The 24,973-nt window shown below is 69.6% G+C and carries 25 protein-coding genes; 17 read left to right on the top strand and 8 right to left on the bottom strand.

Annotated features, from left to right (window positions below; genetic code table 11):
* Positions 1 to 15 precede the first annotated feature (15 nt).
* From J2851_RS10890 to J2851_RS10850, 9 genes are all read left to right on the top strand, one after another.
* Positions 16 to 912: a CheR family methyltransferase gene (locus J2851_RS10890; protein ID WP_209766286.1), complete on the top strand. Its 897-nt coding sequence runs from the start codon at positions 16 to 18 to the stop codon at positions 910 to 912.
* Positions 909 to 1,580 (top strand): chemotaxis protein, encoded by a 672-nt coding sequence (locus J2851_RS10885; protein WP_209766285.1) that lies wholly within the window; start codon positions 909 to 911, stop codon positions 1,578 to 1,580. The genes J2851_RS10890 and J2851_RS10885 overlap by 4 nt, the downstream gene beginning before the upstream one ends.
* Before the next feature lie 3 nt (positions 1,581 to 1,583).
* On the top strand, positions 1,584 to 2,663 hold the full coding sequence (locus J2851_RS10880; protein ID WP_209766284.1) for a protein-glutamate methylesterase/protein-glutamine glutaminase: 1,080 nt from the start codon (positions 1,584 to 1,586) through the stop codon (positions 2,661 to 2,663).
* Between the two features lie 11 nt (positions 2,664 to 2,674).
* The gene (locus J2851_RS10875; protein WP_209766283.1) at positions 2,675 to 3,853 is read left to right on the top strand and encodes a methyl-accepting chemotaxis protein; all 1,179 of its coding nucleotides are present in this window, start codon (positions 2,675 to 2,677) and stop codon (positions 3,851 to 3,853) included.
* Between the two features lie 63 nt (positions 3,854 to 3,916).
* Positions 3,917 to 4,222, top strand: a complete 306-nt coding sequence (locus J2851_RS10870) for an STAS domain-containing protein (protein WP_209766282.1) — start codon at positions 3,917 to 3,919, stop codon at positions 4,220 to 4,222.
* A 41-nt stretch (positions 4,223 to 4,263) separates the two neighbouring features.
* On the top strand, positions 4,264 to 5,028 hold the full coding sequence (locus tag J2851_RS10865) for an ATP-binding protein (protein ID WP_209766281.1): 765 nt from the start codon (positions 4,264 to 4,266) through the stop codon (positions 5,026 to 5,028).
* A 32-nt stretch (positions 5,029 to 5,060) separates the two neighbouring features.
* The gene (locus J2851_RS10860; protein WP_209766280.1) at positions 5,061 to 6,254 is read left to right on the top strand and encodes a fused response regulator/phosphatase; all 1,194 of its coding nucleotides are present in this window, start codon (positions 5,061 to 5,063) and stop codon (positions 6,252 to 6,254) included.
* Complete coding sequence (locus tag J2851_RS10855; RefSeq protein WP_209766279.1) at positions 6,251 to 7,426, top strand: PP2C family protein-serine/threonine phosphatase; 1,176 nt, start codon at positions 6,251 to 6,253, stop codon at positions 7,424 to 7,426. The genes J2851_RS10860 and J2851_RS10855 overlap by 4 nt, the downstream gene beginning before the upstream one ends.
* A gap of 4 nt (positions 7,427 to 7,430) precedes the next feature.
* Positions 7,431 to 8,069, top strand: a complete 639-nt coding sequence (locus tag J2851_RS10850; RefSeq protein WP_209766278.1) for a DUF3800 domain-containing protein — start codon at positions 7,431 to 7,433, stop codon at positions 8,067 to 8,069.
* A 198-nt stretch (positions 8,070 to 8,267) separates the two neighbouring features.
* Here J2851_RS10850 and J2851_RS10845 read toward each other — a convergent pair whose 3' ends face one another.
* Both J2851_RS10845 and J2851_RS10840 read right to left on the bottom strand, forming a co-directional pair.
* A complete protein-coding gene (locus J2851_RS10845) occupies positions 8,268 to 8,885 on the bottom strand; it encodes a chemotaxis protein CheC (RefSeq protein WP_209766277.1) in 618 nt (205 codons plus the stop codon).
* 5 nt (positions 8,886 to 8,890) lie between these two features.
* Positions 8,891 to 9,250, bottom strand: a complete 360-nt coding sequence (locus tag J2851_RS10840; RefSeq protein WP_209766276.1) for a response regulator — start codon at positions 9,248 to 9,250, stop codon at positions 8,891 to 8,893.
* 117 nt (positions 9,251 to 9,367) lie between these two features.
* Here J2851_RS10840 and J2851_RS10835 point away from each other — a divergent pair, with 117 nt between their 5' ends.
* The 3 genes from J2851_RS10835 (at position 9,368) to J2851_RS10825 (ending at position 11,279) form a co-directional block, all read left to right on the top strand.
* Positions 9,368 to 9,841 carry a putative toxin-antitoxin system toxin component, PIN family gene (locus J2851_RS10835; RefSeq protein WP_209766275.1) on the top strand — a complete coding sequence of 158 codons (474 nt, stop codon included), beginning with the start codon at positions 9,368 to 9,370 and terminating at the stop codon, positions 9,839 to 9,841.
* 156 nt (positions 9,842 to 9,997) lie between these two features.
* Positions 9,998 to 10,438, top strand: a complete 441-nt coding sequence (locus tag J2851_RS10830) for a hypothetical protein (protein WP_209766274.1) — start codon at positions 9,998 to 10,000, stop codon at positions 10,436 to 10,438.
* 256 nt (positions 10,439 to 10,694) lie between these two features.
* The gene (locus J2851_RS10825; protein WP_211114284.1) at positions 10,695 to 11,279 is read left to right on the top strand and encodes a DedA family protein; all 585 of its coding nucleotides are present in this window, start codon (positions 10,695 to 10,697) and stop codon (positions 11,277 to 11,279) included.
* Between the two features lie 72 nt (positions 11,280 to 11,351).
* Here J2851_RS10825 and J2851_RS10820 read toward each other — a convergent pair whose 3' ends face one another.
* The 4 genes from J2851_RS10820 to J2851_RS10805 are packed head-to-tail and all read right to left on the bottom strand — an operon-like array spanning position 11,352 to position 15,280.
* Positions 11,352 to 13,019, bottom strand: coding sequence for a FliM/FliN family flagellar motor switch protein (locus J2851_RS10820; protein ID WP_209766273.1), 1,668 nt, complete (start codon positions 13,017 to 13,019; stop codon positions 11,352 to 11,354).
* 34 nt (positions 13,020 to 13,053) lie between these two features.
* Positions 13,054 to 14,211: a PP2C family protein-serine/threonine phosphatase gene (locus J2851_RS10815; RefSeq protein ID WP_209766272.1), complete on the bottom strand. Its 1,158-nt coding sequence runs from the start codon at positions 14,209 to 14,211 to the stop codon at positions 13,054 to 13,056.
* 9 nt (positions 14,212 to 14,220) lie between these two features.
* Positions 14,221 to 14,985: an ATP-binding protein gene (locus tag J2851_RS10810; RefSeq protein ID WP_211114283.1), complete on the bottom strand. Its 765-nt coding sequence runs from the start codon at positions 14,983 to 14,985 to the stop codon at positions 14,221 to 14,223.
* Positions 14,975 to 15,280, bottom strand: coding sequence for an STAS domain-containing protein (locus J2851_RS10805; RefSeq protein WP_209766271.1), 306 nt, complete (start codon positions 15,278 to 15,280; stop codon positions 14,975 to 14,977). Before J2851_RS10805 ends, J2851_RS10810 begins: the two co-directional genes overlap by 11 nt.
* A 260-nt stretch (positions 15,281 to 15,540) precedes the next feature.
* Between J2851_RS10805 and J2851_RS10800 the strand changes: the two genes are divergently transcribed.
* The 4 genes from J2851_RS10800 (at position 15,541) to J2851_RS10785 (ending at position 23,334) form a co-directional block, all read left to right on the top strand.
* Positions 15,541 to 17,910: a PAS-domain containing protein gene (locus tag J2851_RS10800; RefSeq protein WP_209766270.1), complete on the top strand. Its 2,370-nt coding sequence runs from the start codon at positions 15,541 to 15,543 to the stop codon at positions 17,908 to 17,910.
* The gene (locus tag J2851_RS10795) at positions 17,907 to 20,873 is read left to right on the top strand and encodes a hybrid sensor histidine kinase/response regulator (protein WP_209766269.1); all 2,967 of its coding nucleotides are present in this window, start codon (positions 17,907 to 17,909) and stop codon (positions 20,871 to 20,873) included. Before J2851_RS10800 ends, J2851_RS10795 begins: the two co-directional genes overlap by 4 nt.
* A 161-nt stretch (positions 20,874 to 21,034) precedes the next feature.
* Positions 21,035 to 21,922 carry a phytanoyl-CoA dioxygenase family protein gene (locus tag J2851_RS10790; protein ID WP_209766268.1) on the top strand — a complete coding sequence of 296 codons (888 nt, stop codon included), beginning with the start codon at positions 21,035 to 21,037 and terminating at the stop codon, positions 21,920 to 21,922.
* 56 nt (positions 21,923 to 21,978) lie between these two features.
* Positions 21,979 to 23,334, top strand: coding sequence for a DUF1329 domain-containing protein (locus J2851_RS10785; RefSeq protein WP_209766267.1), 1,356 nt, complete (start codon positions 21,979 to 21,981; stop codon positions 23,332 to 23,334).
* 18 nt (positions 23,335 to 23,352) lie between these two features.
* Here J2851_RS10785 and J2851_RS10780 read toward each other — a convergent pair whose 3' ends face one another.
* Both J2851_RS10780 and J2851_RS10775 read right to left on the bottom strand, forming a co-directional pair.
* Entirely contained in the window at positions 23,353 to 23,580 is a 228-nt protein-coding gene (locus J2851_RS10780) for a hypothetical protein (RefSeq protein ID WP_209766266.1), read from the bottom strand.
* The gene (locus tag J2851_RS10775) at positions 23,577 to 24,035 is read right to left on the bottom strand and encodes a Fur family transcriptional regulator (RefSeq protein WP_209766265.1); all 459 of its coding nucleotides are present in this window, start codon (positions 24,033 to 24,035) and stop codon (positions 23,577 to 23,579) included. The genes J2851_RS10780 and J2851_RS10775 overlap by 4 nt, the downstream gene beginning before the upstream one ends.
* A 250-nt stretch (positions 24,036 to 24,285) precedes the next feature.
* Between J2851_RS10775 and J2851_RS10770 the strand changes: the two genes are divergently transcribed.
* Complete coding sequence (locus J2851_RS10770) at positions 24,286 to 24,831, top strand: superoxide dismutase family protein (RefSeq protein ID WP_246500565.1); 546 nt, start codon at positions 24,286 to 24,288, stop codon at positions 24,829 to 24,831.
* Positions 24,832 to 24,973 lie beyond the last annotated feature (142 nt).

Below are 24,973 nucleotides of genomic sequence, written 5' to 3'. Positions count from 1 at the left end.
CGGCGGGGACGGTCCATGACCGCCGCCACGCCCGCATCGCAGAGCCCCGCCGCCCCGGCCGCCGCCGGCCGGCGGGAATTTCCGTTCGAGAAGCGGCATTTCGAGTTCATCGCGCGCATGCTCCACCAGCTGGCGGGGATCGCGCTCGCCCCGCACAAGGTGGAAATGGTCTATTCCCGCCTCGCCCGGCGGTTGCGGGAGCTGAACCTGGCGGACTTCGACGCCTACTGCGCGCTGCTGGAGAGCGAGGACGGCGGCAACGAGATCGGCTTCCTGGTCAACGCGCTGACCACCAACCTGACCAGCTTCTTCCGGGAATCGCACCACTTCGACTATCTGGCGAAGACCGTCGTCCCGGACATCCGCGCGCGGCACGGCGGGGAGTCCTCGCACCCGCGGCTGCGCCTGTGGTCGGCCGGCTGCTCCTCGGGGCAGGAGCCCTACACCATCGCCATGGTGCTGGCCGCCGCCTTCGGGCCGGAGCTGCGGCGCTGGGACGCCAAGATCCTCGCCACCGACATCGACACCCACATGATCGACACCGCCCGCCGCGGCGTCTACCCGGCGGAGGTGGCGGCCAGCATCCCCGGCCCCCTGCGCGACCGCTTCACCCGGCGCCTGCGCGAGGACGGCGAGGCGAAGATCGTGGTGGAGGAGGATCTGAAGCGGCTGATCACCTTCAAGCCGCTGAACCTGCTGGAGCATTGGCCCATGAAGGGGCCGTTCGACGCGATCTTCTGCCGCAACGTGCTGATCTATTTCGACCGCGCCGGGCGCACCCAGGTGATCGAGAATTTCGCCCGCCTGCTGGAGCCCGGGGGGTGCCTGTTCCTCGGCCATTCGGAAAGCCTCTACGGCGTGTCCAACCGGTTCCGCCAGACCGGGCCGACCATCTACCGGAGGCTGCCATGACCGGCTTCGCAGGCCGCCGCGCCACCCAGGCCCGGCCGAACACGCTGCGGGAAGGTGGGGCGCGGCAGAGCGGCACCCGGCAGCCCGGCGGCTACTTCAACGCCCAGTTCCAGGCCCACACGCTGAAGGTCTTCCTGGGGCATCACCTGGTCAGCGACCGGTCGGACGTGATGATGGTCACCACGCTCGGCTCCTGCGTGGCCGCCTGCGTCCACGACCCGGCGGCGGCCATCGGCGGCATGAACCATTTCCTGCTGCCCGAGGTGCCGGAGTCGGAAGACGGCGGGACCGGCGCCGCCGCGCGCTACGGCTCGGTCGCCATGGAGCGGCTGATCAACGACCTGCTGTCACGCGGCGCCCGGCGCGACCGTCTTGAGGTGAAGCTGTTCGGCGGCGCCCGCGTCATCGATTCCAGCTTCGACGTCGGCCAGAGCAACGCCCGCTTCGCGCTGGACTATGTGCGGCGCGAGGGGCTGAAGCTGGTCGGGCAGGATCTGGGGGGCGGCTCCGCCCGGCGGGTCCATTACTTCCCGAACACCGGCAAGGCCCTGCGCAAGCTGCTGCGGCCGGAGGCCCTGTCGGAGACGGCGCACCAGGAACTGCATTTCCGCTCCACCCTGCGGCAGCAGCCGATCGAGGGCGACGTGGAACTGTTCGGAGAGGATTGAGCCATGCCCCATCCCATCCGTTCGCGGCCCATCCGCGTGGTCATCGTGGACGACAGCAGCCTGATGCGGGAGATGCTGAAGTCCATCCTGTCCGAGGAGCCCGGCATCGAGGTGGCCGGCGTCGCCCGCGACCCCTACGAGGCGCGCGAGATCATCAAGCACACCAACCCGGACGTGATCACGCTCGACATCGAGATGCCGCGCATGGACGGGCTGTCCTTCCTGGAGAAGATCATGACGCTGCGCCCGACGCCGGTGGTCATGGTCTCCTCCCTGACGCGGGAAGGGTCCGACGCGACCATCCGCGCGCTGGAGATCGGCGCGGTGGACTGCGTCGCCAAGCCCGACGGCGCCGACGGCCACGGCTTCGAGGCGATGACGCAGGAGCTGGTCGGCAAGATCCGCGTCGCGGCCACCGCGCGCCTGTCGATGCGGCGGCCCCACACGACCGCCTCCCCCACCCTGCCGACGCCGCGGCGCGCCGGGTCGGGCACGCGCCTCATCGCCATCGGCGCCTCCACCGGCGGGGTGGAGCGCATCCGCGACGTGCTGGCGGTGATGCCGGCCGACTGCCCGCCCATCGTCATCACCCAGCACATGGGGCCGAGCTACGTGCCGAGCTTCGCCGCCCGGCTCGACCGGCTGTCGGCGCCGTCGGTGCGGCTCGCCACGCAGGGGGCGCGGCTGGAGCAGGGCGTGGTCCACATCGCCCCCGGCGACCGCCACCTGGTCGTCATCCGCGACGCCCATGGCTATTCCTGCCACATCCAGGACGGCCCGCCGGTCAGCGGCCACCGCCCGTCGGTCGACGCGCTGTTCTCCTCCGTCGCCCGCGCGGCGGGGGCCAACGCGGTCGGCGTGATCCTGTCCGGCATGGGCCGCGACGGGGCGACGGGCCTGCTGGCCATGCGCGAGGCCGGGGCCTACACGATCGGCGAGCAGGAATCGAGCTGCGTCGTCTATGGCATGCCGCGTGCCGCCAAGGAGGCCGGCGCCGTCGCCATCGAGCTGCCGCTGGCCCAGATACCGGCCGAAATGCTGCGCGCGTTCGACGCCATCGGCGATCGACCGCGGGCGAACTGAGGAGCACCACCATGTCTTACGACCGGTCTTTCCGCGGATCGCACGGGGGCGGCGGGTCCTACGGCGACCATGTCGCCCTCGCGGAGCCTGAACTGGAATCGCTGGGAACGGTGTCGCCCGCCACGGCGGAAAAGCTCCCCGTCACCGCCGACCTGCTGTCCACCTGGCTGGGCTACGCCGACGTGCAGCGCCGCACGCTGGAGGCCATCCAGCACGAGCTGTCGCGCACGTCGGACACGGTGGAGTCCGCCACGCTCGACCTGTCCTCCCGTTTCCGCGAGCTGGCCGAGAAGGCCATGGAGCAGTCGCTCCGGGTGGAGCAGATCGTCAGCATGGCCGGGTCGGTCGCCATCGACGGCGAGCGGGTGCCGATGGACCAGCTGGTCGTCGGCATGCAGGACATGATCGCGGACATGATCACCAACATCGTGACGCTGTCGCGCCACGCCATGAGCATGGTCTACCTGCTGGACGACGTGCAGAAGGACGTGTCGGAGCTGGAGAAGTCCATCGCCGACATCGACGTCATCAACCGGCAGACCAACTTCCTGGCGCTGAACGCCACCATCGAGGCGAGCCGCGCCGGCGAGGCGGGCCGGACCTTCGCGGTGGTGGCGCAGGAGGTGCGGCACCTGTCCCGCTCCACCGGGGAACTGGCCGACCGCATGCGGTCCAAGGTCACCGCCGTGGTCAAGGGCGTGCGCAACGGCCACGACATCCTGCGCCAGATCGCCAACACCGACATGTCGCCGCAGATGCTCGCCAAGGAGCGGGTGGACAAGACGATGGAGAGCCTGGTCGACCAGACCAACCACTTCCAGACCGTTCTGGAGACCGCGGCGGTGGTGTCGTCCGACATGTCCTCGACCATCGGGCACATGGTCACGGGCATGCAGTTCCAGGACCTGACCAAGCAGCGGCTGGAAGCGATCAATGACAGCCTGGCCATCATGTCCGCCGGCCTGGATGAACTGGAGAACCGCACCCGCGTCGAATTGCCCGCTTCCTTGAACGGCCGCGTTCCGCAGGAATGGCTCGACGAACTACTTGGCCGTTTCACGCTGAGCGAGATGCGGCAGCGGTTCGTGCGGAAGTTGTTGTTGGAAGGGACGGCGCTCGACGAGCACGGCGTGCTTGACGTGGATGCCGGCCACGACGACAGTTCCGGCGGCGACATCGAACTCTTCTGATCACGCTTACGGGTCCGGCCGGCGACGGCCCCCGCCCCACGACCCTGCAGGGACATCCGACCGATGGATTACGGAATAGAGGACAAGGACCAGGAGACCGTCGTTCGGCTGCGCGGCCGCCTGACCTTCAACGACCACGGCAAGCTGCGCGCGCTCATCCGCGAGATGCTGCAGACCAAGGCGAAGCGGCAAGTCCTCGACCTGTCGGCGCTGGAATTCGTCGATTCCGCGGGCATCGGCATGCTTCTGATCGCACGGGAGGAGATGTCCAACGTCGACAAGCTGCTGATCCTGCGGGCCGCCGCCGGGCAGGTCAAACGCGTGCTGACGGTGGCGCAGCTCAACAAGATCGTGGCGATCGAGGACTGATCCCCTTGGCGCCGGACCGCCCCCCCGTGGAACACTCCCCCATGGACCGCCCCCCCATGGAGCAGCCGCGCGTCGCCGCCTTGTGCGGGCTGGGCGTGCCGGCCGAACGGCTGGAGCGCCTGTCCGCGGCGCTGCGCCTTCCCCTGTGGCGGCCCGGCGATTACCCTGACGACTCCCCCAGCGACTCCGCAGATCCGACGCGCGCCGCCGCGACCGTCCTGGCGCTGCTCGACGGCCTCGACACCGCCGAGGCGGCGGAGTCCTGGGCGCGGCCCATTGCCGCATGGATCGAGGTGGGGACCCTGTCCGACGAGGCGTTGGCCGCCGCCGCCGGACGGGCGCGGCGGGCCGACCTGTTCGCCTTCCTGACCACGGCGACGGCGAACCACGTCCACCTCGCCGCGCGGATCGTCCGGGCGATCACCGACCTCCATCCGCTGCCCGACACCCAGCGCGACGACATGGAGCTGGCGCTCCACGAGGCGGTCAGCAACGCGCTGGTGCACGGCAACCTCCAGGTCGAGGGCATGAAGGGGCTGAGCGTCGCGGCGCTGGAGCGCTTCTCCCAGGACTTGGCGGCGCGGATGGCCGACCCGCTCTTCGCCAACCGCCGGATCGAGGTCGCCGTCTGGCTGGACGCCGACGGCATCCTGGTCGAGGTCGCCGACGAAGGCACCGGCTACGCCCGTCCGGAGCACATGGAGTTCGGCGCGTCCGGCCGTGGGCTCGACATGATCGCGGCCATCGCGGAAGAGCTTCAGCTGCTCGACGGCGGCCGGCGCATCCGCATGAGGTTCCCGCTGTGAACGGCGTGTCGGCAGGAGCCGGGCAAGGCGAATTGTTCCAAGGCGACCGGCCGGCCACCGCCGATTGCCACATCCTGGTGGTGGACGACACCGACTTCAACCGCACCCTGATCGGGGCGCTGCTGACCGAGGCGGGCTTCCACGACATCGCCTACGCCAAGGACGGCTTCGACGCGCTGTCGCAGATCGCGGCGCGCACGCCGGACCTGGTGATCCTGGACATCATGATGCCGGGCATGGACGGGTTCGAGGTGTGCCGGCGGCTGCGCGCCGACCACGCCTACGCCGACCTGCCGGTGCTGGTGCAGACCGCCCTGTCGTCCAGCGACGACCGCAACAAGGCCTTCGCCTCCGGCACCACCGACCTGATCTCCAAGCCGCTGGACCGGGCGGAGCTGCTGGCCCGCGTGCGCATCCACCTGGAAAACCGCGTCCTGATCCGCGACCTGCAATGCTACCGCGCGCGCGTGGAGGGGGAACTGGCGATGGCGCGGTCCATGTACGACCACCTGCTGCCCTCCCCCGCTCTGCGCGCCTCGCTGAAGGACAGCGCCGGGGTGGATCTGCGCTCCCACATCCTGCTGTCGTCCGACATGGGCGGGAACATCTGGGGCGTCCTGCCGCTGGACGGCGGGCGCTTCGGCGTGTTCCTGCTGGACATGGCCGGGCGCGGCGTGTCGGCGGCGCTGAACGCCTTCCGCATGCACACGCTGATCCACGAGCTGGCGCCGACGCTGGGCGACCGGCCGGACGCCTTCCTGGCGGAGCTGAACGACCGCGCCGTCACGCTGCTGGAGCTGGGGGAGCACGCGACGGTCATCTACGGCGTCGTGGACGGCGCGGCCGGCCGCTTCACTTACGCGGCGGCGGCGGCGACCCATCCCCTGGTGATCCGCCCCGACGGGGCGGCGCTGCTGTTCGGCGACGCGACCGGCCGGCCGGTGGGCATCACCGCGGGCAACCGCTACGACGCCTGCACGCTGCCCTTCCCGCCCGGCGCCCGGCTCGCGCTCTACTCGAACGGCGTGCTGGAGGCCCTTGATGGCGGCGGGGAGGACGGCGGGGATGGCCAAGCCTTCGACCGCAACGTCGCCGCCGCGGTGAGCGCCGCGGGGGACGACGGCGACGCCTTCGCGACCCTCACCGCGGCCTTGGCCGCAGCGCTGGGGGAAACGCCGCCGGACGACCACACGCTCGTCTGGATCGAGCGCGGGAGGGCGGCATGAACGACCAACCCGATTCCCCCCAGGTCCTGGAAAACGCGCGGGTGATGGTGGTCGACGACAACCGCGTCAACCGCCACCTGCTGCTGGCCCTGCTGGAACGCGGCGGCGTCCGGCACATCGAAATGGCCGAGGACGGCAACGACGCGCTGGCCCGCATGGACCAGTTCCGGCCGGACATGATCCTGCTGGACCTGATGATGCCGAACCTGGACGGGTTCGAGATGTGCCGGCTCCTGCGCGCCGACCCGGCCTGGAAGGATCTTCCGGTGCTGGTGCAGTCCAGCCTGAACCGGGCGGAGGACCGCGCCAAGGCCTTCGCCGCCGGGGCGACCGACTACGTCACCAAGCCGATCAACGCCGTGGAGCTTCTGGCCCGCGTGCGCATCCACCTGCAGAACCGGGCGCTGCTGCACGACCTCCGGCTGTTCCGCGAGCGCACGGAGACCGAACTGGCGCTCGCCCGCAAGATGCAGGAGCGGCTGCTGCCGACGCCGGACCGCCTCGCGGAACTGGAAGCCGCCACCGGGGTGCGCATCCACGCCCATTTCGCGCCGTCGTCGGAGCTGGGAGGGGACTTCTGGGACCTGAGGATCGACGGCCGGGGCCGGGCCGTGGTGACGATGGTGGACTTTTCCGGCCATGGCGTCGGGGCGGCGCTGAACACCTTCCGCCTGCACGCCATCGGCCAGCAGATGGATTTCACCGACTTCTCACCCGCCGCCTTCCTGGCGACGGTGAACAAGCGCCTCTGCGCGCTGCTGCCCAGCGGGCAGTTCGCGACGATGCTGGCGGGCGTCGTCGACCTTGCGGAGAACCGCTTCGTCTACGCGTCGGCCGGCTCGACGCGGCCGATGCTGTGGGCGCCGGGCGACGCCGAGCCGACGCTGGCCGAAAGCGCCGGCCTGCCGCTCGGCCTGCTGCCCTCCGCGACGTATGAGGAGCGCTCCGCCCCGCTGCCGGAGGGCGGGCGGCTGTTCCTCTATTCCGACGGCGCCATCGAGATCCCGGTCGGCGGCGACGTGCTGGACGAGCCCGGCCTCGCCTCCATGGTCGCCGCGCGGATCGGCGAGACGGACGACCGGCGCTTCCTCGACGGCCTCCTCGACGCGTTGCGCGCCACCGGGCCCATCGACGACGACCTCACCGCCCTGGTGCTGACGCGGACCGGGTGAGCGGATGCACGTTTTTTGCGACGAATCCGGAGGGACCGGCCGGGACGACAGCTTGTTCTTAACGGCAGCCGCTCCGCTTTCGGCTGACGAAGCCGCGCGCGTCATGAAGAAATTTCGAAAAGCAACCGGCATGCGCGGCGAGATAAAAGGCAGCCGACTGACGTTCAATCAACGCGATTTATTCTTTGATCTTCTGAATAGCAGCACCGACACTCCGATCGGAGTTGCGTATTGTGACGGACATAGTCCACTCGGAAACTGGGCACTTGGATCGATCAAAGAGCAAGATCTGTGGGCAGAATTGCTCATTGAAAGCGTTCTGCTGATCGGAGAAGGCAACTTTATTACAGTTTCCGCAGACCGCCGTTATCATGGCTCACAGGCCAGAAGGCTGCAAGACCATGTCAGCTCGAGCATAGCGAACAATGTCGGAGCCAACAGGGTGCAAGTTCAATTTGTTGATAGCGAAAACAGCAATGGCGTACAAATTGCCGATATTGTCGCAAACACAGTTTACAGAATGCTCAGGGGAGGAAATTTTTCAGCTGATATTTTAAGGTGGATGCCTGAGCAAAAATTTGCGATCAGACCTTTGGAGCTGAAGACAAAACGTCCACATTGGCTGGAACCGGCAATGGCCTGAAACCAAAAGAGCCGCCCCGAAGGGCGGCTCTTGATTGGGGGTCGGCACACCGCCGAGTGGTCCTGCCTCAAGTCACTAGCGGGGCCATACAGCCCCTCCTTAGCGGGCGACGGTTGCGGTGCTTGCGCACGCTTACCACGACACCCCCAAAAGGTATTCCTTGGCTCGTGGTCCGTCAAGGCAAACCCAGGGCCCGCCTTAAAGATTCGCCAGCGCCTTGCGGATGGCCTCGCGGAAGCCGTCGAGGGAGGCGATGTTCAGCAGGAACAGCACTTGGCCGCAGGCGTCGCCGGAGGCCAGCGCGACGTCGATGCGCACGAACAGGATCGGGTCGGTGTCGGCGGCGCCGATGATCTCCGCCGGCTGGCCGGTGCTGCAGCAGGGCAGCGCGCCGGCGACCTCGCTCTCCACAAGGTTCGACAGGCTGGCAAGGCAGCCGTTCAGGATGATGTTGCCGATCTCCGTCAGCGCGTCCAGTTCGACCTCGCCCGGCGCGCTGGCGGCCGGATCCACGGGCATCAGGCGGCCGACCAGGGCGAGCGTCCCGCGTTCCGGGAAGATCAGCATCGCCTGGCCGGTGAAGGGACCGCTGAAGTCCCCCTGCACCGCGCAGACGCGGGCGGCGGAGTCGGCGTCGAACTCCCGGGCGATCTGATGGGCGATGCGGGAACGGCTGGACACCGACAGGGAGGGCACCGACAGGTGGACCTCCTCGCCGAGCATGTCGCCGAGGGCTGCGGCCGATTGTCCCATGCCAATGTTGAACAGCTCGGCGATCGCGTCGGCCTCGCCGGGGTCGAGGGAGAGCAGCGGCATGGCGGTCACTGCCCCGCCGCGGCCAGGAACTCCCGAATCTTGTCGGAGGTGATGGGCTTCGGAATGAACCGGCAGCCGAGCGCCTCCGCCTTCTTCCTCAGCGCGTCCTGCACGTTGGCGGTCAGGATGCCGATGGTCAGGCCGGGATACAGCTCCTTCAGCTTCGCGGACAGGGTCAGCCCGTCCATACCCGGCATGTTGTAGTCCACGATCGCCGCCACCGGGACGGTTCCGTCCAGCTTGCCCAGCGCTTCGTCGCCACCGGCCGCCGACAGGATGGTCCAGTCCGGCCGAAGCGAGGCGATCACGCTGCCGACCATGTCCCTGGCGAGACGGCTGTCGTCGACGATCAAAACAGTGGTCATTCCGGGCCCGGTCCGTGAAGAGTGCGTGCGGTGCGGAATCCTTTTTACCCCAAATGGATTTGCCGCCTCAAGCCACGGCTTCCCGCAGCGGCGGCCCGGCCCTATGCTGGCGGCGCCATGACCGCACCGCTCCAAGCCACGCAACGGAACGAGCCGTTCCGTGTCGTGCTCGACACCAACATCCTCGTCGCCTACGCGCTGCTCGATGACGAGGTTCCGCGGCGCAACCTCGCGGTCCGGGACTGCGTTGCGGCGGTGCGGACGCGGGGCCGGCTGTACGCCTCGGACGCCACGCTGGCGGAGTTGCACGCCGTGCTGATGCGGCCGACGTTCGACCGGTACAAGCCGCCGGAGCAGCGCGAGGCCTTCCTGGCGGCCCTGGCGACGGACATTTGCCGGCTGGAGTCCGTGCCCGACGTCCGGCTGTGCCGCGATCCGGACGACGACATGTTCCTCGCCGTGGCGCTGGCCGCGGACGCCGATTGGCTGGTCACGGTGGACCGGCAGCTCCTGTCCGTGCGCCGCGTCGGCCGCACGCGCATCCTCCGCCCGGAGCGCTTTCTGGAACAGCTGTCGGCGCCGGCCACCTGATCGGGCCAAGAACGGGCAAGCGGGCGGGTTCGCACTTTGTGCTCGACAAGCGGGACTCGTTCCTTAGAATGAACCGAGAACACTTCGCAAACCGCGGGTGAACAGCCTCGCGTGAACCGTTTCGTGTGAATGGTGGGTAATCGGCGGGTGAGTCGGATGAGCACGCAACCCCTTCTGTTTGACAGCCTGCCCGAGACGGAACGGGCGCGCAAACCGGCCCGCCGGTCGCGTGCCACCACGGTCGCCGAGCCGATGGCCGTCGACGTGGTGCGCGAAGCCGTGCCGGCATCGCCGGCGACCGGCCGTTCTGCGGTTCCGGCCACCACGATTCCCATGGCGCTCGTTCCGCCCACCGCTCCGGTCCCGCCGTCCTTCGACCCCGCCGCCCTGACCAACGCGGAGCTGCGCGCGCTTGTCCAGGCCCTGCCCGACCAGAAGCTCGCCCATCTCCTGGCCGAGTCGGCCCGCGAACTGAAGCGGCGCGTCGCCCCGGACGGGTGGGAGGAGGACGCCGACTCCGGCCCCTTCGAGCCGAACCCCATCCTGCTGCGCGCGGCGCGCCAGACGGTCGGGGAGCTGTCCGGAGATGATAGTTAGCCCATCCAACATTTCCGCTTTCATGACCTTCGGCATGGGAAAGTTTACGCGACAAGACACGCCCAAATGTGCAATCATGTGTCGGTAACCTAGCCTGGGCCGTGCCCCTTGAGGGAGCCGCCATCGGGCTGGGCAGGGGGCCGCTCCGGAGCCGCCTTTCGCGAGCCATTCCGCGCGGTCCACTGGTCGGATCCGTCGTGACTCCGCCTCGACGGGCGGGGACGGTCGGGCCGCACAGGCTGCGGGGGAGGAAGCGTTGGATTGGATCACCTGGCTGCAGGATTGGGGCAACGCCTTTTATCCACTGGCCTTCGCGTGGGCGTTCTTCGAAGGCGAAACCTTCGTCATTTTCGGCGGCATGGGTGCACACCTCGGCATCGTCAACCTGTACTGGCTGGTTGGCGCGGTCTGGATCGGCAGCTTCCTCGGTGACCAGTGTTATTTCTGGCTCGGCCGCAAATGGGGCACCAAGGCGCTGGCCCGCTTTCCGGCGTGCGAAGCGCGCGCCGCACGCGTGCTTCAATGGCTGGAAGACTACGGAGTCGGGTTCATACTAGTATTCCGTTTCCTGTACGGCGTGCGGAACATCGCGTCCGTCGCCGTCGGCACCTCGCGCATGCCCTGGCGCAAGTTCCTGTTCTGGAACTTCCTCGCCGCCGGCATCTGGGCGTGGAGCTTCGCCGGGGCCGGCTACCTGTTCGGCGAGGCCGCCGCCGCGATCGGCGAGAATGGCCCGAAGATCCTGCTGCTCATCGCGCTCGGCATCGGCGCCCTGTTCTTCACGCTGAAGAGCGTTATGTGGGTGCGGCGCCGTGTCGCGGCGTCCGAGACCCAGGCCTGAACCGACGTCGGAAAGGCGATCAACACGACGGCGGCTTCTTCCGGGAAGCCGCCGTCTTCACGCCGTTTGCGCCTAAACCGGCGATGGCGCGGCCCCGGCGGGAAGGACGGCGGTGAGGCGAACGGCCACACGGCCGGACCGGACAACCCGTTCCCCACGGGCGACGACCCGATCCTCGGCGATGAGGTCGACCGGGTCCCCGACCTCGCGGTCCAGCGCGATGGTTCCACCCGCCGTCAGTTCCTGAACCGCGGCGAGACTCAGGTCGGCCGCGCCGACCACCACCGACACGCGCACCGGAATGTCCTGAAACGGCAGCGCGCCCCGGCCCGCGGGAGACGGTTCCGGCCCGACCTCCGATCCGATGTCCGGCAGGGGAACGGCGGCCAGCGACGGCGATCCGACGCCGATGCCGACGGCCCAACGCGTTCCTTGCTGGCCGAGCACCCCGCGGGCCACCACAAGTCCGTCCACCGTCAGGGCAACCTTGTCCCCCGGCTGGTCATCAAAACGCACGACCGCACCGGGGCGCCAGGACAGCAGCTCGCCAAGCGGCACATCCGCCGTGCCGGCCACCGCCTGCACGCGAACGGCGGCCCGCGCCACCTCGGCCCGCAGGTGCGCTTCCCACCGGGGATCCCGGCCGAAGCGCTCCCCCATGAACATCCGGCCGAGCGCCGCGCGCACCGGTTCCAGCGTTCCATAGGGGATCAGCAGTTCGAACCGGCCCGCACGGCACGGCGCGGTCAGGACGAGGTCGGCGACGAAGCACGCGTTGTGCGGGCGGGTGATGCAGGCGTGGCGCGAGGAGTCCTCCAGCCGGTCCAGCGGAAAGGCAACCGTGCCGATGGGTTCGAAGGCGACGGCGAGCTCACCCAACGCCGCGCGCACGAACGCCTCGGCAAAGGCGCGGTCGAGGCTGTTCGGCTGCCGCCGCGCAAGGCGCAGGCCGGCCGCTTCCGGGCTTCCCCCAAGCCCGATTTCCACAAGGCTGTCCAGCAGGTCGCCGTGCAGGACGAGCAGGGCGTAACCGTCCCACGGCTCCGCCCGGAACACCGCCAGCAGCAGCGCGTCGGTGGCGTTCATCCAATCGCCGAACCGCACGGAGCGGAGGGCCTCCAGCCCAACCTCCGCCAAACCACCCCCTGCTTGGCCGGAGTTGGGCCGCAGGCTGCTGGACAGAAGGCGCACGAACCGGTCCATGACCACTTCGAGCATGGGAAGCCGGTCCACCCGGACCTCCCGCGTGTTCAGCATCGCCGCAAGGCCGGGCGCCAGCGGCGGCAGGACCGGAGCGGCGTCGGAACCGGAAACGGGACCGGGCGCAACCGGAGGCGGGGGCGGCACCTGACTCTGCAACGCCGCCGCTGCGCTGTCCCGCTGGTCCGGCGGCAGATGCCCGATGATCCGCGCGACCTCGGCTGTGCGGTCACCACCCACCGGTTCGGGCCGGTCCAGCAGGTCGGCGCGGAGGACCCGCTCCAGCATCGCCAAGGCTTCCGGCTCCGCCGGGCGGGTCACGGCCATGCCGCGCAGCGCGCGGGCGCGCATTTCGTCGGACAGCCCGGACAGCAGCTCCGCAGCCCGGTCGGGCGGTAGCAGAAGAAGCAGCGCCGCGACGGTCTGCGGCGCCTGCGGCTCCAGCCAGCGGACCAGGCGCGCCGCCGGCACATCGGCCAGCCACGCCCACACAGTATCCTCGCTGACTCTGTTTTCGCTGGCCCCGTTCGCTCCGCCCATGCTGTCCTCCGGGGCTTCGTTATGGACGCTGGAGTTATGGACGCCGGGCGATCCACACGGTCGTCAGGTCGTCGCGCAGCGGCTGCTTCGTGCGGGCGTAGAAGTGGTCGAGCAGCGGGATCAGCGGCTGCGTCCGGTTGATCGCCAGGGCCCCGCGCAGGACGTCCGGCACGCCGTCCTGGCCGATCGGGCCGTTGCCCTCGCCGCTGCATTCGATCAGCGCGTCGCTGTAGAGGAACAGGAAGCCCCCGCGCGGCAGGCGCAGGCTGCGGTCCACATACTTCGCCCGCCGCGAGGCGCCGAGCACCAGGCCCGCGGAGTCGAGCAGCCGGATGTCGCCGCCCACCCCCAGCACCGGATTCGGCGCGCCGGCCGACGCGTAGGTCAGCGTGTCGGTGTGCAGGTCGAGGATGCCGAAGAAGGCGGTGGCGAACTGCCCCGTCGGCAACACGTCCTTCAAGGCGCCGTTCAGGTTCGCCAGCCATTCCGACGGCGGCACGTGCTGCATGGGGAAACGGTCGATCAGCGTGTGCAGGCGGAAGGCGTTGATGGCCGCGGTGATGCCGTGGCCCGCGAAGTCGGCGATCAGGAAGGCAACGCGGTTGTCGTCCAGCGGGTAGACGTTCCAGAAGTCGCCGCCCAGCTCCGACGAGGTCTCGAAATGGGCGTCCAGCACCAGCTCGTACCGCTCCGCGATGGCCTGCAGCCGCTTCGGCTCGGGCAGCAGGGACAGCTGCATCGCCTGGGCGTGCTTCAGCTCCCGCTCCACCCGCTCCCGGAAGTTGGCGAGGTCGTTGAACAGCTTGCGCTTTTCCAGCTGGTGGCGGACGCGGGCGACGCATTCGCCGGGCTTGATCGGCTTGGAGATGAGGTCGCTGCCCCCCGCCTCGAAGCAGCGGACCTGCTCCTCGTCGCTGTCCAGCGCGGTCTGGAACAGCACGGGCAGCTCCTCGTGCGTCGCGCTGCGGCGCAGCTGGCGGCACATCTCCAGCCCGTCCATCACCGGCATGTTGACGTCGAGCAGCACGAGGTCCGGCCGGAAGGACGCGACCTTGCGCAGCCCCTCCACGCCATTCTCCGCGAATTCGATCTGCGTCAGCCCCGCGCGACGGATGATCAGCGCCAGCGACTTCCGGTTGAACTCGTTGTCGTCAACGATGAGGACGCGGCTGGCGGCGAGCGAAATGGCCATGGGAACCGGTCACAGATCGAAGTGCAGGACGGTGCAGCGGCCGCCGTCGGTCACGCTGACCCGCTTGGCCAGCGCCCGCATGAACAGGAAGCCGCGGCCGGAATGGGCGTTGCCGTCGGCCTGCTCCGGCAGGGCCGAGGTGTCGAAGCCGCCGCCCTGGTCGACGACGGCGATGTTCAGGCTGTCGCCGGCCCAGCGCGCGAAGATGTCGAGCCGGCGCTGCCGCACGTCGTGGTCGCCCAGCCGTTCCTTCAGAAGCTGGCCGAACAGCCGGTAGCCCTCCGGCTGTTCCTTGGCGGAGCTGGGGATGCCCATGTTGCCGTGGACGATGGCGTTGGCGATGGCCTCGTGCAGGCACAGCTCGATGTTGCCGCGCCGCTCCGGCCGCAGAACGCCGCGGCGCGCCAGCTCGTCGCAGACCAGGACGGCGCACTGCATGCCGTAGGCGGTGCCGGTGGTCAGCGACAGGTAGAAGCCGTGTTCGACCGGCGGCGCGCCCAGCCAGTCGCCGTCGATGGCGCCGGTGGTGTCCTCCAGCTCCGTCAGCTCGACGGTGAGGAAGCTGTTCTGGTCGAGCGCCCGGCGGACCGTGTCGCGGCTCGCCTCGGCCACCAGCATCGCGGCGGTGGAGCGCGACGCCCCCGCCCCTTCCTTCGCGAGCCCAAAGCGCGCCGCCGCCCGGGCGGCGATGTCGGCCGGCACGCGGTCGCGCACCACGCAGAAGGCCCGCGCGGGGGGGAGCGTCGGCGCGGTCAGGGCCGGCTCAATATTCAATCGTGAGGATGTCACCGATCCGAGCCAAGTCCAGGGAACGCCGGACGTCGTCGCGCGGCCCGCGGACGACCAGCTTCGCGTTGCGCTGTTCCGCCTCCTCCTGAAGGATCAGGAGCATGCCGAGACCGGCGGAATCGATGAAGGCGAGGTCCGACAGGTCGAGCACGAACTGTCCCAAGCCCGGCTGGTCCAAAAGCTCGACGATGTCCGGCAGGCGGTCATGGTCGGTGAATTCCAACCGGCCGGACATGCGCACCTCGACGAGCTGGAGGCTTTGGCGCGCTTCGAATTCCATGGACATCCTCGCTGTTGCCGCAAGCGCAGCGTTTTCGCGCGGCGATGCGCACGCAGAGTAGTGCATAGGGTGCGGGAATCTCAAGGTGGTTGCCGGGGTTGCGGCACTTTTGCCGCGCTCTCGCCGCCGGCCGCCCTTCCTGCACCATGGACGGGCGGCGCCCGATGATAGTACAACCCCGTGACGGAAAGGGACCGGGGCCGCGCGCCGGCATACCCTTGGAACGGACCGGGTTTGGAATGCCCCGATGACGGTGCCCGATGACGGTGATTGAGCAGGCCTGGAAGAAGGTGCCGACGGTGTCGGCCAAGTTCCTGCTGATCCTGTTCCCGATTCTGACCCTGACCACGCTGGGCTTCTCGGCGATCTTCTTCTACAGCAAGTACAACGACCTGCGCGGCGCGCTGCGCGACCGGATCGAGGCGGTCGCGGAGATCAACGCGGTCGCCCTGTCGTCCAGCCTGTGGACGGTGGACGTCCCGGCCATCCGCAACAACATCCAGGCGATCTCCGTCAACCGCGAGCTTCTGTGCATCGAGGTCGAGGACGAGCTGGCCGACGGCTATTTCGCCTGGCCGGGGGCGGATTGCCGGGTCTTCGCCGGGCACGAGGCGGTGCGCCGCGTCATCCAGGTGCAGGCGCGCCGGCTGGGCACCCTGACGCTCCATTTCAGCTACGCCACGGTGGACGAGCAGATCCGGCAGGAGGTGGTGAACACCCTGTGGCTGCTGTCGCTGATGCTGTTCGGCACGGTGGTCACGGCGCTGGCCGCGCACCGGCTGACCATCGGCGTGCCTCTGGGCCGGCTCATCGATTCGATCCGCGCGGCCGAGCAGGACCATGTGCGCCGGCCGGTGCAGTGGGTGTCCGCCGACGAGCTGGGCCGCGTCATCGCCGCCTACAACGGCATGCTCGTCCGCCTGGACGAGGAGGAGGCGGCGCTGCGCCAGAGCGAGGAGCGGCTGGGGCTGGCCATCGCCGCCACGCGCTCCTCCGTGTGGGACTACGACCTGCGCACCGGCCAGTACTGGTGGTCGAAGGAGTTCCCGGCCCTGCTCGGCTACGGCCCCAACGAGCTGGCCATGACGGCGGAGACCTGGGCGGCCCTGATCCACCCCGACGAGATGCGGCGCGTGGTCGCGGAATCCCGCCGCCGCCTGCGCGACAAGGCGGTGGCCTACACCTCCATCTACCGCATGCGGCGGCGCGACGGGCGCTGGGCCTGGATCGAGGACCGGTCCACCGCGCTGCGCAACGTCGAGGGCACGGCCATCCGCCTGACCGGCACCATGTCCGACGTGACCGAGCGGATGCAGGCGGAGCGGGACCTCGCCCGCGAACGCAACGTGCTGCAGATCACGCTCGACAACACCGACCAGGGCATCATCATGGTGGACCGCAACCTGCGGGTCGTGATGTCCAACCGGCGCGCGGCGGAGCTGCTGGACGTCCCGGCGGAGTTCCTGGCGACCAACCCGCTGTTCCCGGACATCGTGCGCATCCAGCGCGACCGCGGCGCCTTCGAGGAGTTCAGCATCGACCCCGACCTGGAGCTGGAGCAGGTCGCCGCCATCCCCGACCAGCCCTTCGCCTTCAAGCGGCGGCGCCCGGACGGCACGATCATCGAGGTGCGCTCCAACCCCCTGCCGGAGGGTGGCTTCGTCCGCACCTTCACCGACGTGACGGTGGAGGCACGGTCCGCCGAGGAGGTCTTCAACGCCATGGAGGCACTGGAAACCGCCTACGCCGACCTGAAGGAGACGCAGGACAGCCTGGTGCAGGCGGAGAAGATGGCCTCGCTGGCGCTGCTGGTCGCCGGCGTCGCGCACGAGATCAACACGCCGGTCGGCATCGCCTACGGCTGCTCCACGCACCTGGCGTCCAAGACGCGCGCGCTGACCGAAGCCTTCGAGAAGGGCGCCATGAAGAAGTCCGACCTCGTCGCCTACGTCGCGGCGGCGGGCGAATCGTCGCGCCTGATCGAGCAGAACCTGACCCGCGCCGCCGAGCTGATCCAGAGCTTCAAGCGCGTCGCCGTGGACCAGACCAGCCAGGAGCGCCGGCGGTTCGAGCTGCGCGCCTATCTGGAGGAGATCATCACCTCGCTGGGTCCCCGCCTGCGCAAGAGCCCGCACAAGGTCGCCATCGAGTGCCCGGACGACATCAAGATGGACAGCTACCCCGGCGCGCTCAGCCAGATCATCACAAACCTGGTCATCAACGCGCTGACCCACGCCTTCCACGACCAGGCGGAAGGGCGCATGGTGCTGACGGTGGAGGAGACGCCGGAGGAGGAGGTGGAGATCCGCTTCTCCGACGACGGGGCGGGCATCCCCCCCGACAACCTGTCCCGCGTCTTCGAGCCCTTCTTCACCACCAAACGGGGCACCGGGGGCAGCGGGCTCGGCCTCCACATCGTGTTCAATCTGGTGACGCAGTCGCTCGGCGGGCGAATCTCCGTTGACAGCACACCCCAAAGGGGTACCACCTTTATCGTGCGCATCCCCAAGTCGGCGCCGCGGATGACCGACGCCGCAGAGGCGCCGGCTGGGGCGCCGGCCGGGGCACCGGACGAAACGCCCGGCGAAACACCGGCGGGGATGGAAGCGGCAGGGACGGTGATGGCATGACGGGCGACACGCTCGCGCTGGACAGCGACGACGAGATCCTGTTCGCCGAGGAAGACGGCGAGGCGGTGTCCACACGGCCGCCCTGGCCCATCCTGGTCGTCGACGACGAGCAGGACGTCCATTCCATGACCAGCCTGCTGCTGGCCGACGTGCAGTTCCAGGGCCGGCGGCTCGACCTGCTCGGCGCCATGACGGCGGCCGAGGCGCGCAGCATCCTGTCCGACCGGCGCGACATCGCCGTCATCCTGCTGGACGTGGTGATGGAGGAGGACGATGCCGGCCTGAAGCTGGTCCACTGGATCCGCAACGATCTGGGCAACCGCGACGTCCGCATCATCCTGCGCACCGGCCAGCCCGGCCAGGCGCCCCAGCGCGACGTCATCGTCGACTACGACATCAACGACTACAAGTCCAAGGCCGACCTGTCGGCGGAAGGGCTGTTCACCGCGGTCATCGCGGCGCTGCGCGCCTACGACTACATCATGTCGATCGAGACCAAGGTGGCGGAGCGCACGCACGAGCTGCGGCAGAGCCGCGAGCAGATGCGCGCCATCCTGGAATCGAGCCCGGTCGGCGTCTGCGCCTACGACGCAAACGGCGCCATCGCGGTGTGCAACGACCGGCTGGTGAACCTGCTGGGCGTCCCGAAGGACCGGCTGAACGGCGCCAGCATCGCCGACCTGTTCGTCGACGCCGGCGACGAGGAGATGCAGGAGACGCACTGGACCTTCTTCCGCCGCCAGCTGCGCGACGCGGAGGTGCGGCTGCGCCGGGCCGACGGTTCCACCTTCTGGGCGCTGGTGTCGGTCGACCCGACGCAGCTCGACGGCCGCCCGGTCTTCCTGGCCTGGGTCTACGACATCACCCGGCGCAAGCTGGCCGAGCGCCAGATGGAGATCGCCAAGGAGCAGGCGGAGCAGGCGACCTCGGCCAAATCCGCCTTCCTCGCCACCATGAGCCACGAAATCCGCACGCCGATGAACGGCGTCCTGGGCATGCTGGAGCTGCTGGAGCGCACGCAGCTCGACGCCGGGCAGCAGGACACGCTGGCGACGATGCGCGAGTCGGCGACCTCGCTGCTGCGCATCATCGACGACATCCTCGACTTCTCAAAGATCGAGGCCGGCAAGATGGACCTGGAGCAGGTGCCCATCTCCGTCCCCGCCCTGATCGAGGGCGTGGCCGACACGCTGGCCCCGGCCGCGCGCAACAAGGGGCTGGTGCTCCTGACCTACGTCGACCCGGCGATCCCGCAGACGCTGCTCGGCGACCCCGTCCGGCTGCGCCAGATCCTGTTCAACCTGGGCGGCAACGCCATCAAGTTCACCGAGGCCGGGCGCATCGTCGTGCAGGCCTCGCTGGCCGGGAAGGAGGACGGCTGGACGCGCCTGCGCATCGACGTGACGGACACCGGCATCGGCATCACCGAGGCCGCGCGCAAGCGCCTGTTCCAGCCCTTCACCCAGGCGGAAAGCTCCACCACGCGGCGCTTCGGCGGCACCGGGCTCGGCCTGTCGATCTGCCGGCGGCTGGTGTCGCTGATGGGGGGCGAGATCGGCGTGGACAGCACGCCCGGCTGCGGCTCCACCTTCTGGGTCGACCTGACCCTGGGCGAGACGACCGCGGCCACGCCGCTGTCCGAGGCGCCGCAGCCCGACGCCGACCTGTCCGGCCTGACCGTCCTGATCGGCCTGCCGGAGGACATGGAGCGCAGCTTCGTCTCCTGCTACCTGGAAACGGCGGGCGCCCGCGTCCTGCCCGCCGGGGAGCCGAGCGCCCTGGCGGCCCAGGCGCGCATGGCCCAGGCTTCCGGCCAGGAGTTGGACGTGGTGGTGGTGGACGAGGGGCTGCACACCCCGGCCGCCGCGCAGGCCCCGCAGGTGCTGGGGCGCCGCACCGGCGAACCGCAGGTGCCGACCGTCCTGCTCTGCCATCCAGCCTCCGGATTGAGCCGCGCGCCGGAAGGGGCGATCCCGGTGTCCCGGCCGGTGCGCCGCTCGGTCCTGCTGCGCGCCGTGGCCGTCGCCGCCGGGCGCGCCCTGCCGGAGGGCGGGGGCGACCTGTCCGCCGGGGCCGGTCCGGCGCGCTTCGACGCGGCGCCCCACCCGCTGCAGACCGCGGCGGCGCCGCCCAGCCTGGAGGAGGCCGAGGCCCAGGGCCGCCTGATCCTGGTGGCGGAGGACAACCCGATCAACCGCAAGGTCCTGCTGATGCAGCTCAACTCGCTGGGCTACACGGCGGAGCTGACCAACGGCGGAGCGGAGGCGCTGGCCGCCGCAAACGCCAAGCGCTACGCGCTTCTGCTGACCGACATCCAGATGCCGGAGGTGGACGGCTTCGAGCTGACCCGCCGCATCCGCGCCGCCGAGCGCAACAGCGGGACCCACCTGCCGATCATCGCCATCACCGCCAACGCCGCCCCCGCCGACGTCGAGCGCTACCACGCCACGGGCATGGACGGCGTGTTGAGCAAGCCGCTGAACCTCACCCAGCTCGGCGCGGCGCTGGCCCGCTTCCTGCCGCCCGCGCCCGCCGGCGAAACGCCCGCCACCGGGGCGCCATCCACAGCGCCCAAGCCGGCGGACACCATGCCGAAGCCGGCGGAGGCGGAAGCGTCCGGCGAAAGCGTTCCTCCGGCGATCGACCTGACCTCGCTGCGCCAGCTCTGCGGCGATGACCGCTCGCTGATCCAGGAGCTGCTGAACGACTTCGTCACGGTCAGCCGAAGCATCGGCCGCGACCTCGCCGCGGCGCTGGCCGCGCAGGACGCCGTCCGCCTGCGCGGCTGCGCCCACAACCTGAAGGGCTGCTCGCGCAACGCGGGCGCCAAGGCGCTGGGCAACGCCGCGCAGGAGCTGGAGCACGCCGCGGCGGCCGAGGCCCCCTGGCCGCAGCTGGCCGGATTGGCCGCGGTGGTCGACACGGCGCTGGAGGATGTGGACCGGTTCGTTCGTAATTTTTGAGGGGCCGTGATTTCTGAAGGCCGCGCCTTTTGAGATCGCCCGGCCGGTGGATGGGGCCAGCCGGTGGAGATGTCACACCCGGCGGGGTTGCGTTCGCGCACGCCAAGGCAAATCATCAGGGTGGACGTTCGCCATCACCGTCTGCCGCCGAGGCGCCGACCATGCCCCTGCCCTTCCCGACCGACCCCGGCACCCTGCGGGACCGCTACCGCCGGGACGGTTTCGTGGTTTTGCGCGGCGTCTTCTCCGCCGACGAGGTGGCTAGGCTCGCCGCCGCCTTCAACCGGCAGTACGCGGCCGGGCTGGCCCACCCGCGCAGCTTCCGCCACGGCAATTTTCACGTCCGCGTCGCCGACGACCCGGCGATCGGGCACACGGTGCGCATGGTGCAGTGGCCGTCCTACGGCGACCCGGTCCTGAACGCGATCCGCCAGGACGAGCGCATGCTGCGGATCGTCGAGCCGCTGGTCGGCCGCGACGTGAAGCAGATCATCAACCAGATGCACTGGAAACCGCCGGGGGCGGCCGGCGGCGACTACGCCTTCCACCAGGACAGCCGCTTCCGCCGCCCGCGGGAAGCGTATCGGAATCTCGGCGACTCCTACGTCCAGACCGGCATCGCCGTGGACCCGCACACCGCGGACAGCGGCGCGATGCGCATCTACCCCGGCAGCCACCTCCTGGGCGACGTGCCGCTCGCCGCGCGGGGCAGCGTGCTGGGCACCGGCATCGCGGAGGACGCGCTGGAGCAGGCCGGGCTCGACCCGTCGCGGCTGGTGGACTTCGTCCTGGAGCCCGGCGACGTCGGGCTGTGGCACCCGCACACCATCCACGGCTCCGGCCCGAACCGCACCGGCACCAACGGCTTGGGCCACGACCGGCGGCTCTACATCAACGGCTACGTCCGGGCCGCGGACTGCGACCGCGGCGAATGGGCCTGGCGGGACGGAACACCGGTCCCGCTCGGCGAGCCCGTGCTGGTCCATTACGAGGAACTCCACCGCCGCCCGGAACCGCACTACATCGACGAGGTCATGCCAGCCTCCTGATGACCCGCGCCGGCCAAATGGGGTATTTTCCGGCACCTCTTCCGACTGCCGGCCCCATGAACCGTCTTTTCGCCGCCATCCTGCTGGCGCTCTCCGCCCTGCCCCTTCCCGCCTTGCCGTTTCCTGCCCAGGCCCAGGACAAGGCTCCCCCCGCCAAGGTCCCCGCGCTGGGGGAGGAGCTGACTCCCTTCGGCGCCGTGCGGGCGGGGAACAGGACGCGGGCGATCCCGCCCTGGGCCGGCGGCCTGACCGCGATGCCGGACGACGCCGTGCCCGGCCGCGCCCTGCCCGACCCCTACGACGAGGACGGGCGCTGGTTCACCGTCGAGCCCGCCGACCTGGAGCGCTACAAGATCCGCCTGTCGGGGGGCTTGCAGGAGCTTCTGCAGAAGCACCCGACCTTCGCGATCCCGGTCTTCCCGTCCCGGCGCAGCGCCGCCGCCCCGCAACGCGTCTACGACGAGTCGGTGGAGAACGCCAAGCGCGCCAAGCTGGGCGAGAACGGCCTGGCGCTGAACGGCGCGCGCGTGGGCGTCCCCTTCCCGATCCCGGCCAACGGCGTGCAGGCGATGTGGAACCACATCCTGCGCTGGCGCGGCGAGTCGGTCAGCCGCACCGGCGCGACGGTCCTGTCGGAAGCGACCGGAGCCATGACGCAGACGCTCTACCGCGAGGACTGGCTGTCCAGCTACGCCGCCGGGCAGGACGGCCGCCCCCTTCTCTACCGCCGCACGACCCTGACGCCGAAGGAGGAGGCTGGGACGACCCTGATCCTGCAAGGGACGCTGAACCCCATCCAGGCGGGGTTCGGCGCCTGGTTCCGCGCGGGGGAGAGCGGCAAGGTGGTGCGCGCGAACGACTTCGTCTATGACCGGCCGGACCCGGCCACCGGCGGCATCCGCACCGCCGACATGCTGGACATGTTCAGCGGGCCGCTGGACCGCTTCGACTTCACGCTGGTGTCGCGGCGGGAGATGTACGTGCCCTACAACGCCAACCGGATGAACGTCGCCGGGCTGGCGCCGGTGGATTTCCTGTGGTCCTCGCACCCCAACCCGCAGTTCCTGCGCTACGAGCTGCACCGGGTCTGGGTCGTGGAAGCGAAGCTGAAGCCGAACTTCCGGCACGCGCTGCCGGAGCGCACCTATTACCTGGACGAGGATTCCTGGCAGATCGTCATGGCCGACCATTACGACGCCAAGGGCAATCTGGTCCGCTACGCGGAGGCGCACGGGGTCGCCTATCCGCAGCTGCCGGGCTTCGCGCCGGCGATGGAGATCACCTACGACCTGGACGGCGGCCGCTACGTGGTCAGCGGCATCGACAACGAGCTGAGGCCCCCGGTCTTCGACAGGCCGATGAAGCCGGATGATTTCACGCCGGAAGCCCTGGTGAAGAAACGGCGGCGCTGACGTTCGGTGCCGAACCGTTCAGTGCCGGACCGGACCGGCCACCCACTGGCTGACGATGGTTTCCGCCAGGAAGGGCGTGCTGTCCGGGTTGTGGTAGCGGAAGACGGTGACGGCCGCTTCCAGTGCGTAGCGCTCCGGCTGGCCGCAGCTGCACAGGCCGGCGTAGCAGCGCCGCACCGCGTCCTGGCAGCCGAAGCTTTCCGGCGGAATGGAGTCGAGCGTCAGCAGGCGCGCGTCATCCTTCATACAGGCACCCCTTTGTCCACCGGTTCGTCTGCGTCGTCGTTCCCATCCGCACCCAACGGAATCCCGTAGATCTCCAGCCGGTGCCCGACGATGCGGTAGCCCAGCTCGCGGGCGATGCGCTCCTTCAGCGCCTCAAGCTCCGGGCTGGCGAATTCGATGATGCGGCCATTGCGCGTGTCGATCAGGTGATGGTGGTGGTCGGTGGACGCTTCCTCGTAGCGGGCGCGGCCGTCGCCCAGGTCGACTTTCTCGATCACCTGCGCGTCCTCCAGCAGCCGCATGGTGCGGTAGACGGTGGCGATGGAGATGCGCGGGTCGATGACGACCGCGCGGCGGTGCACCTCCTCCACGTCGGGGTGGTCGTCCGCCTCGGACAGAACCTGCGAGATGACGCGGCGCTGGCCGGTCATCTTCAATCCCTTTTCCAGGCACAAGGCCTCAAGCCGCGACGTCATCCCGCCAACACCCTTCTTGTTCCGGCCTTCTGGTCCGGCTTTCGCTGATTCGGGTCCCCCATGGATGTCCCCAGAAACCCGCCCGCGTATCATAATGCAAATCGTTCGCAAACATACCGCGCCGTTTGCGCGGCGAAAAGCCGCAGTTGGCCGAAAGCGTGCGTTGACTTGACCATGCGCCTTGGCCCCCAATTTTGCGCATCCGGGCGGATCCATTCCGCACCGGTCCACAACGGGAGGGACAAGACGCATGAGACGCATGTCACTGGCCGCCGGCGCGGCCCTCTTCGCCGCGACCGCCATCATGGCGGCAGGCTTCGCGACAGGGACCTTCGCCCAGGGTCCGGGCCAGCCGCAGGCCCAGGCGGCGATGAGCGACGCGCAGGGCAAGGCGCTGGGCACCATCACGCTGACGCAGTTCCCGCAGGGCCTGCTGGTCCACGCCGAGCTGGACGGGCTGAAGCCCGGCTGGCACGCGGTCCACATCCATGAGAACGGCACCTGCACGCCCAGCTTCGCGGCGGCCGGCGGCCACTTCAACCCGCACGGCGGCCAGCACGGCATCGACGCCGCACCGACGCACGCCGGCGACCTGCCGAACTTCTGGGTGGACGAGTCCGGCAAGGGCGGCTTCGAGACGGTGACCGTCTCCGTCACCCTGGGCGAGGGGCAGGCCAGCCTGTTCAAGCCCGGCGGCACCACCTTCGTCGTGCACGCCCAGCCGGACGACTACGCCAGCGAGCCGGCCGGCAACTCCGGCGACCGCGTGGCCTGCGGCGTGGTCAGCAAGAGCTGACCGTCAACGACCGTCCCGCCGCCTCCTTCCCCGGGGAAGGCCCCCGGGTAAGGAGGCAGGCGCGACATTTCCTGTCCGAACCGGCCCCAACCGCCTTGTTTGCTTGCCAAATCCACCCCCACCCCCTATGTGTGGGCGGTCG

It is taken from the genome of Azospirillum rugosum (assembly GCF_017876155.1).
Taxonomy (GTDB): domain Bacteria; phylum Pseudomonadota; class Alphaproteobacteria; order Azospirillales; family Azospirillaceae; genus Azospirillum; species Azospirillum rugosum.
The sequence above is the reverse complement of the archived record's forward strand: the minus strand, read 5'-3'. Positions and strand labels throughout refer to the sequence as shown.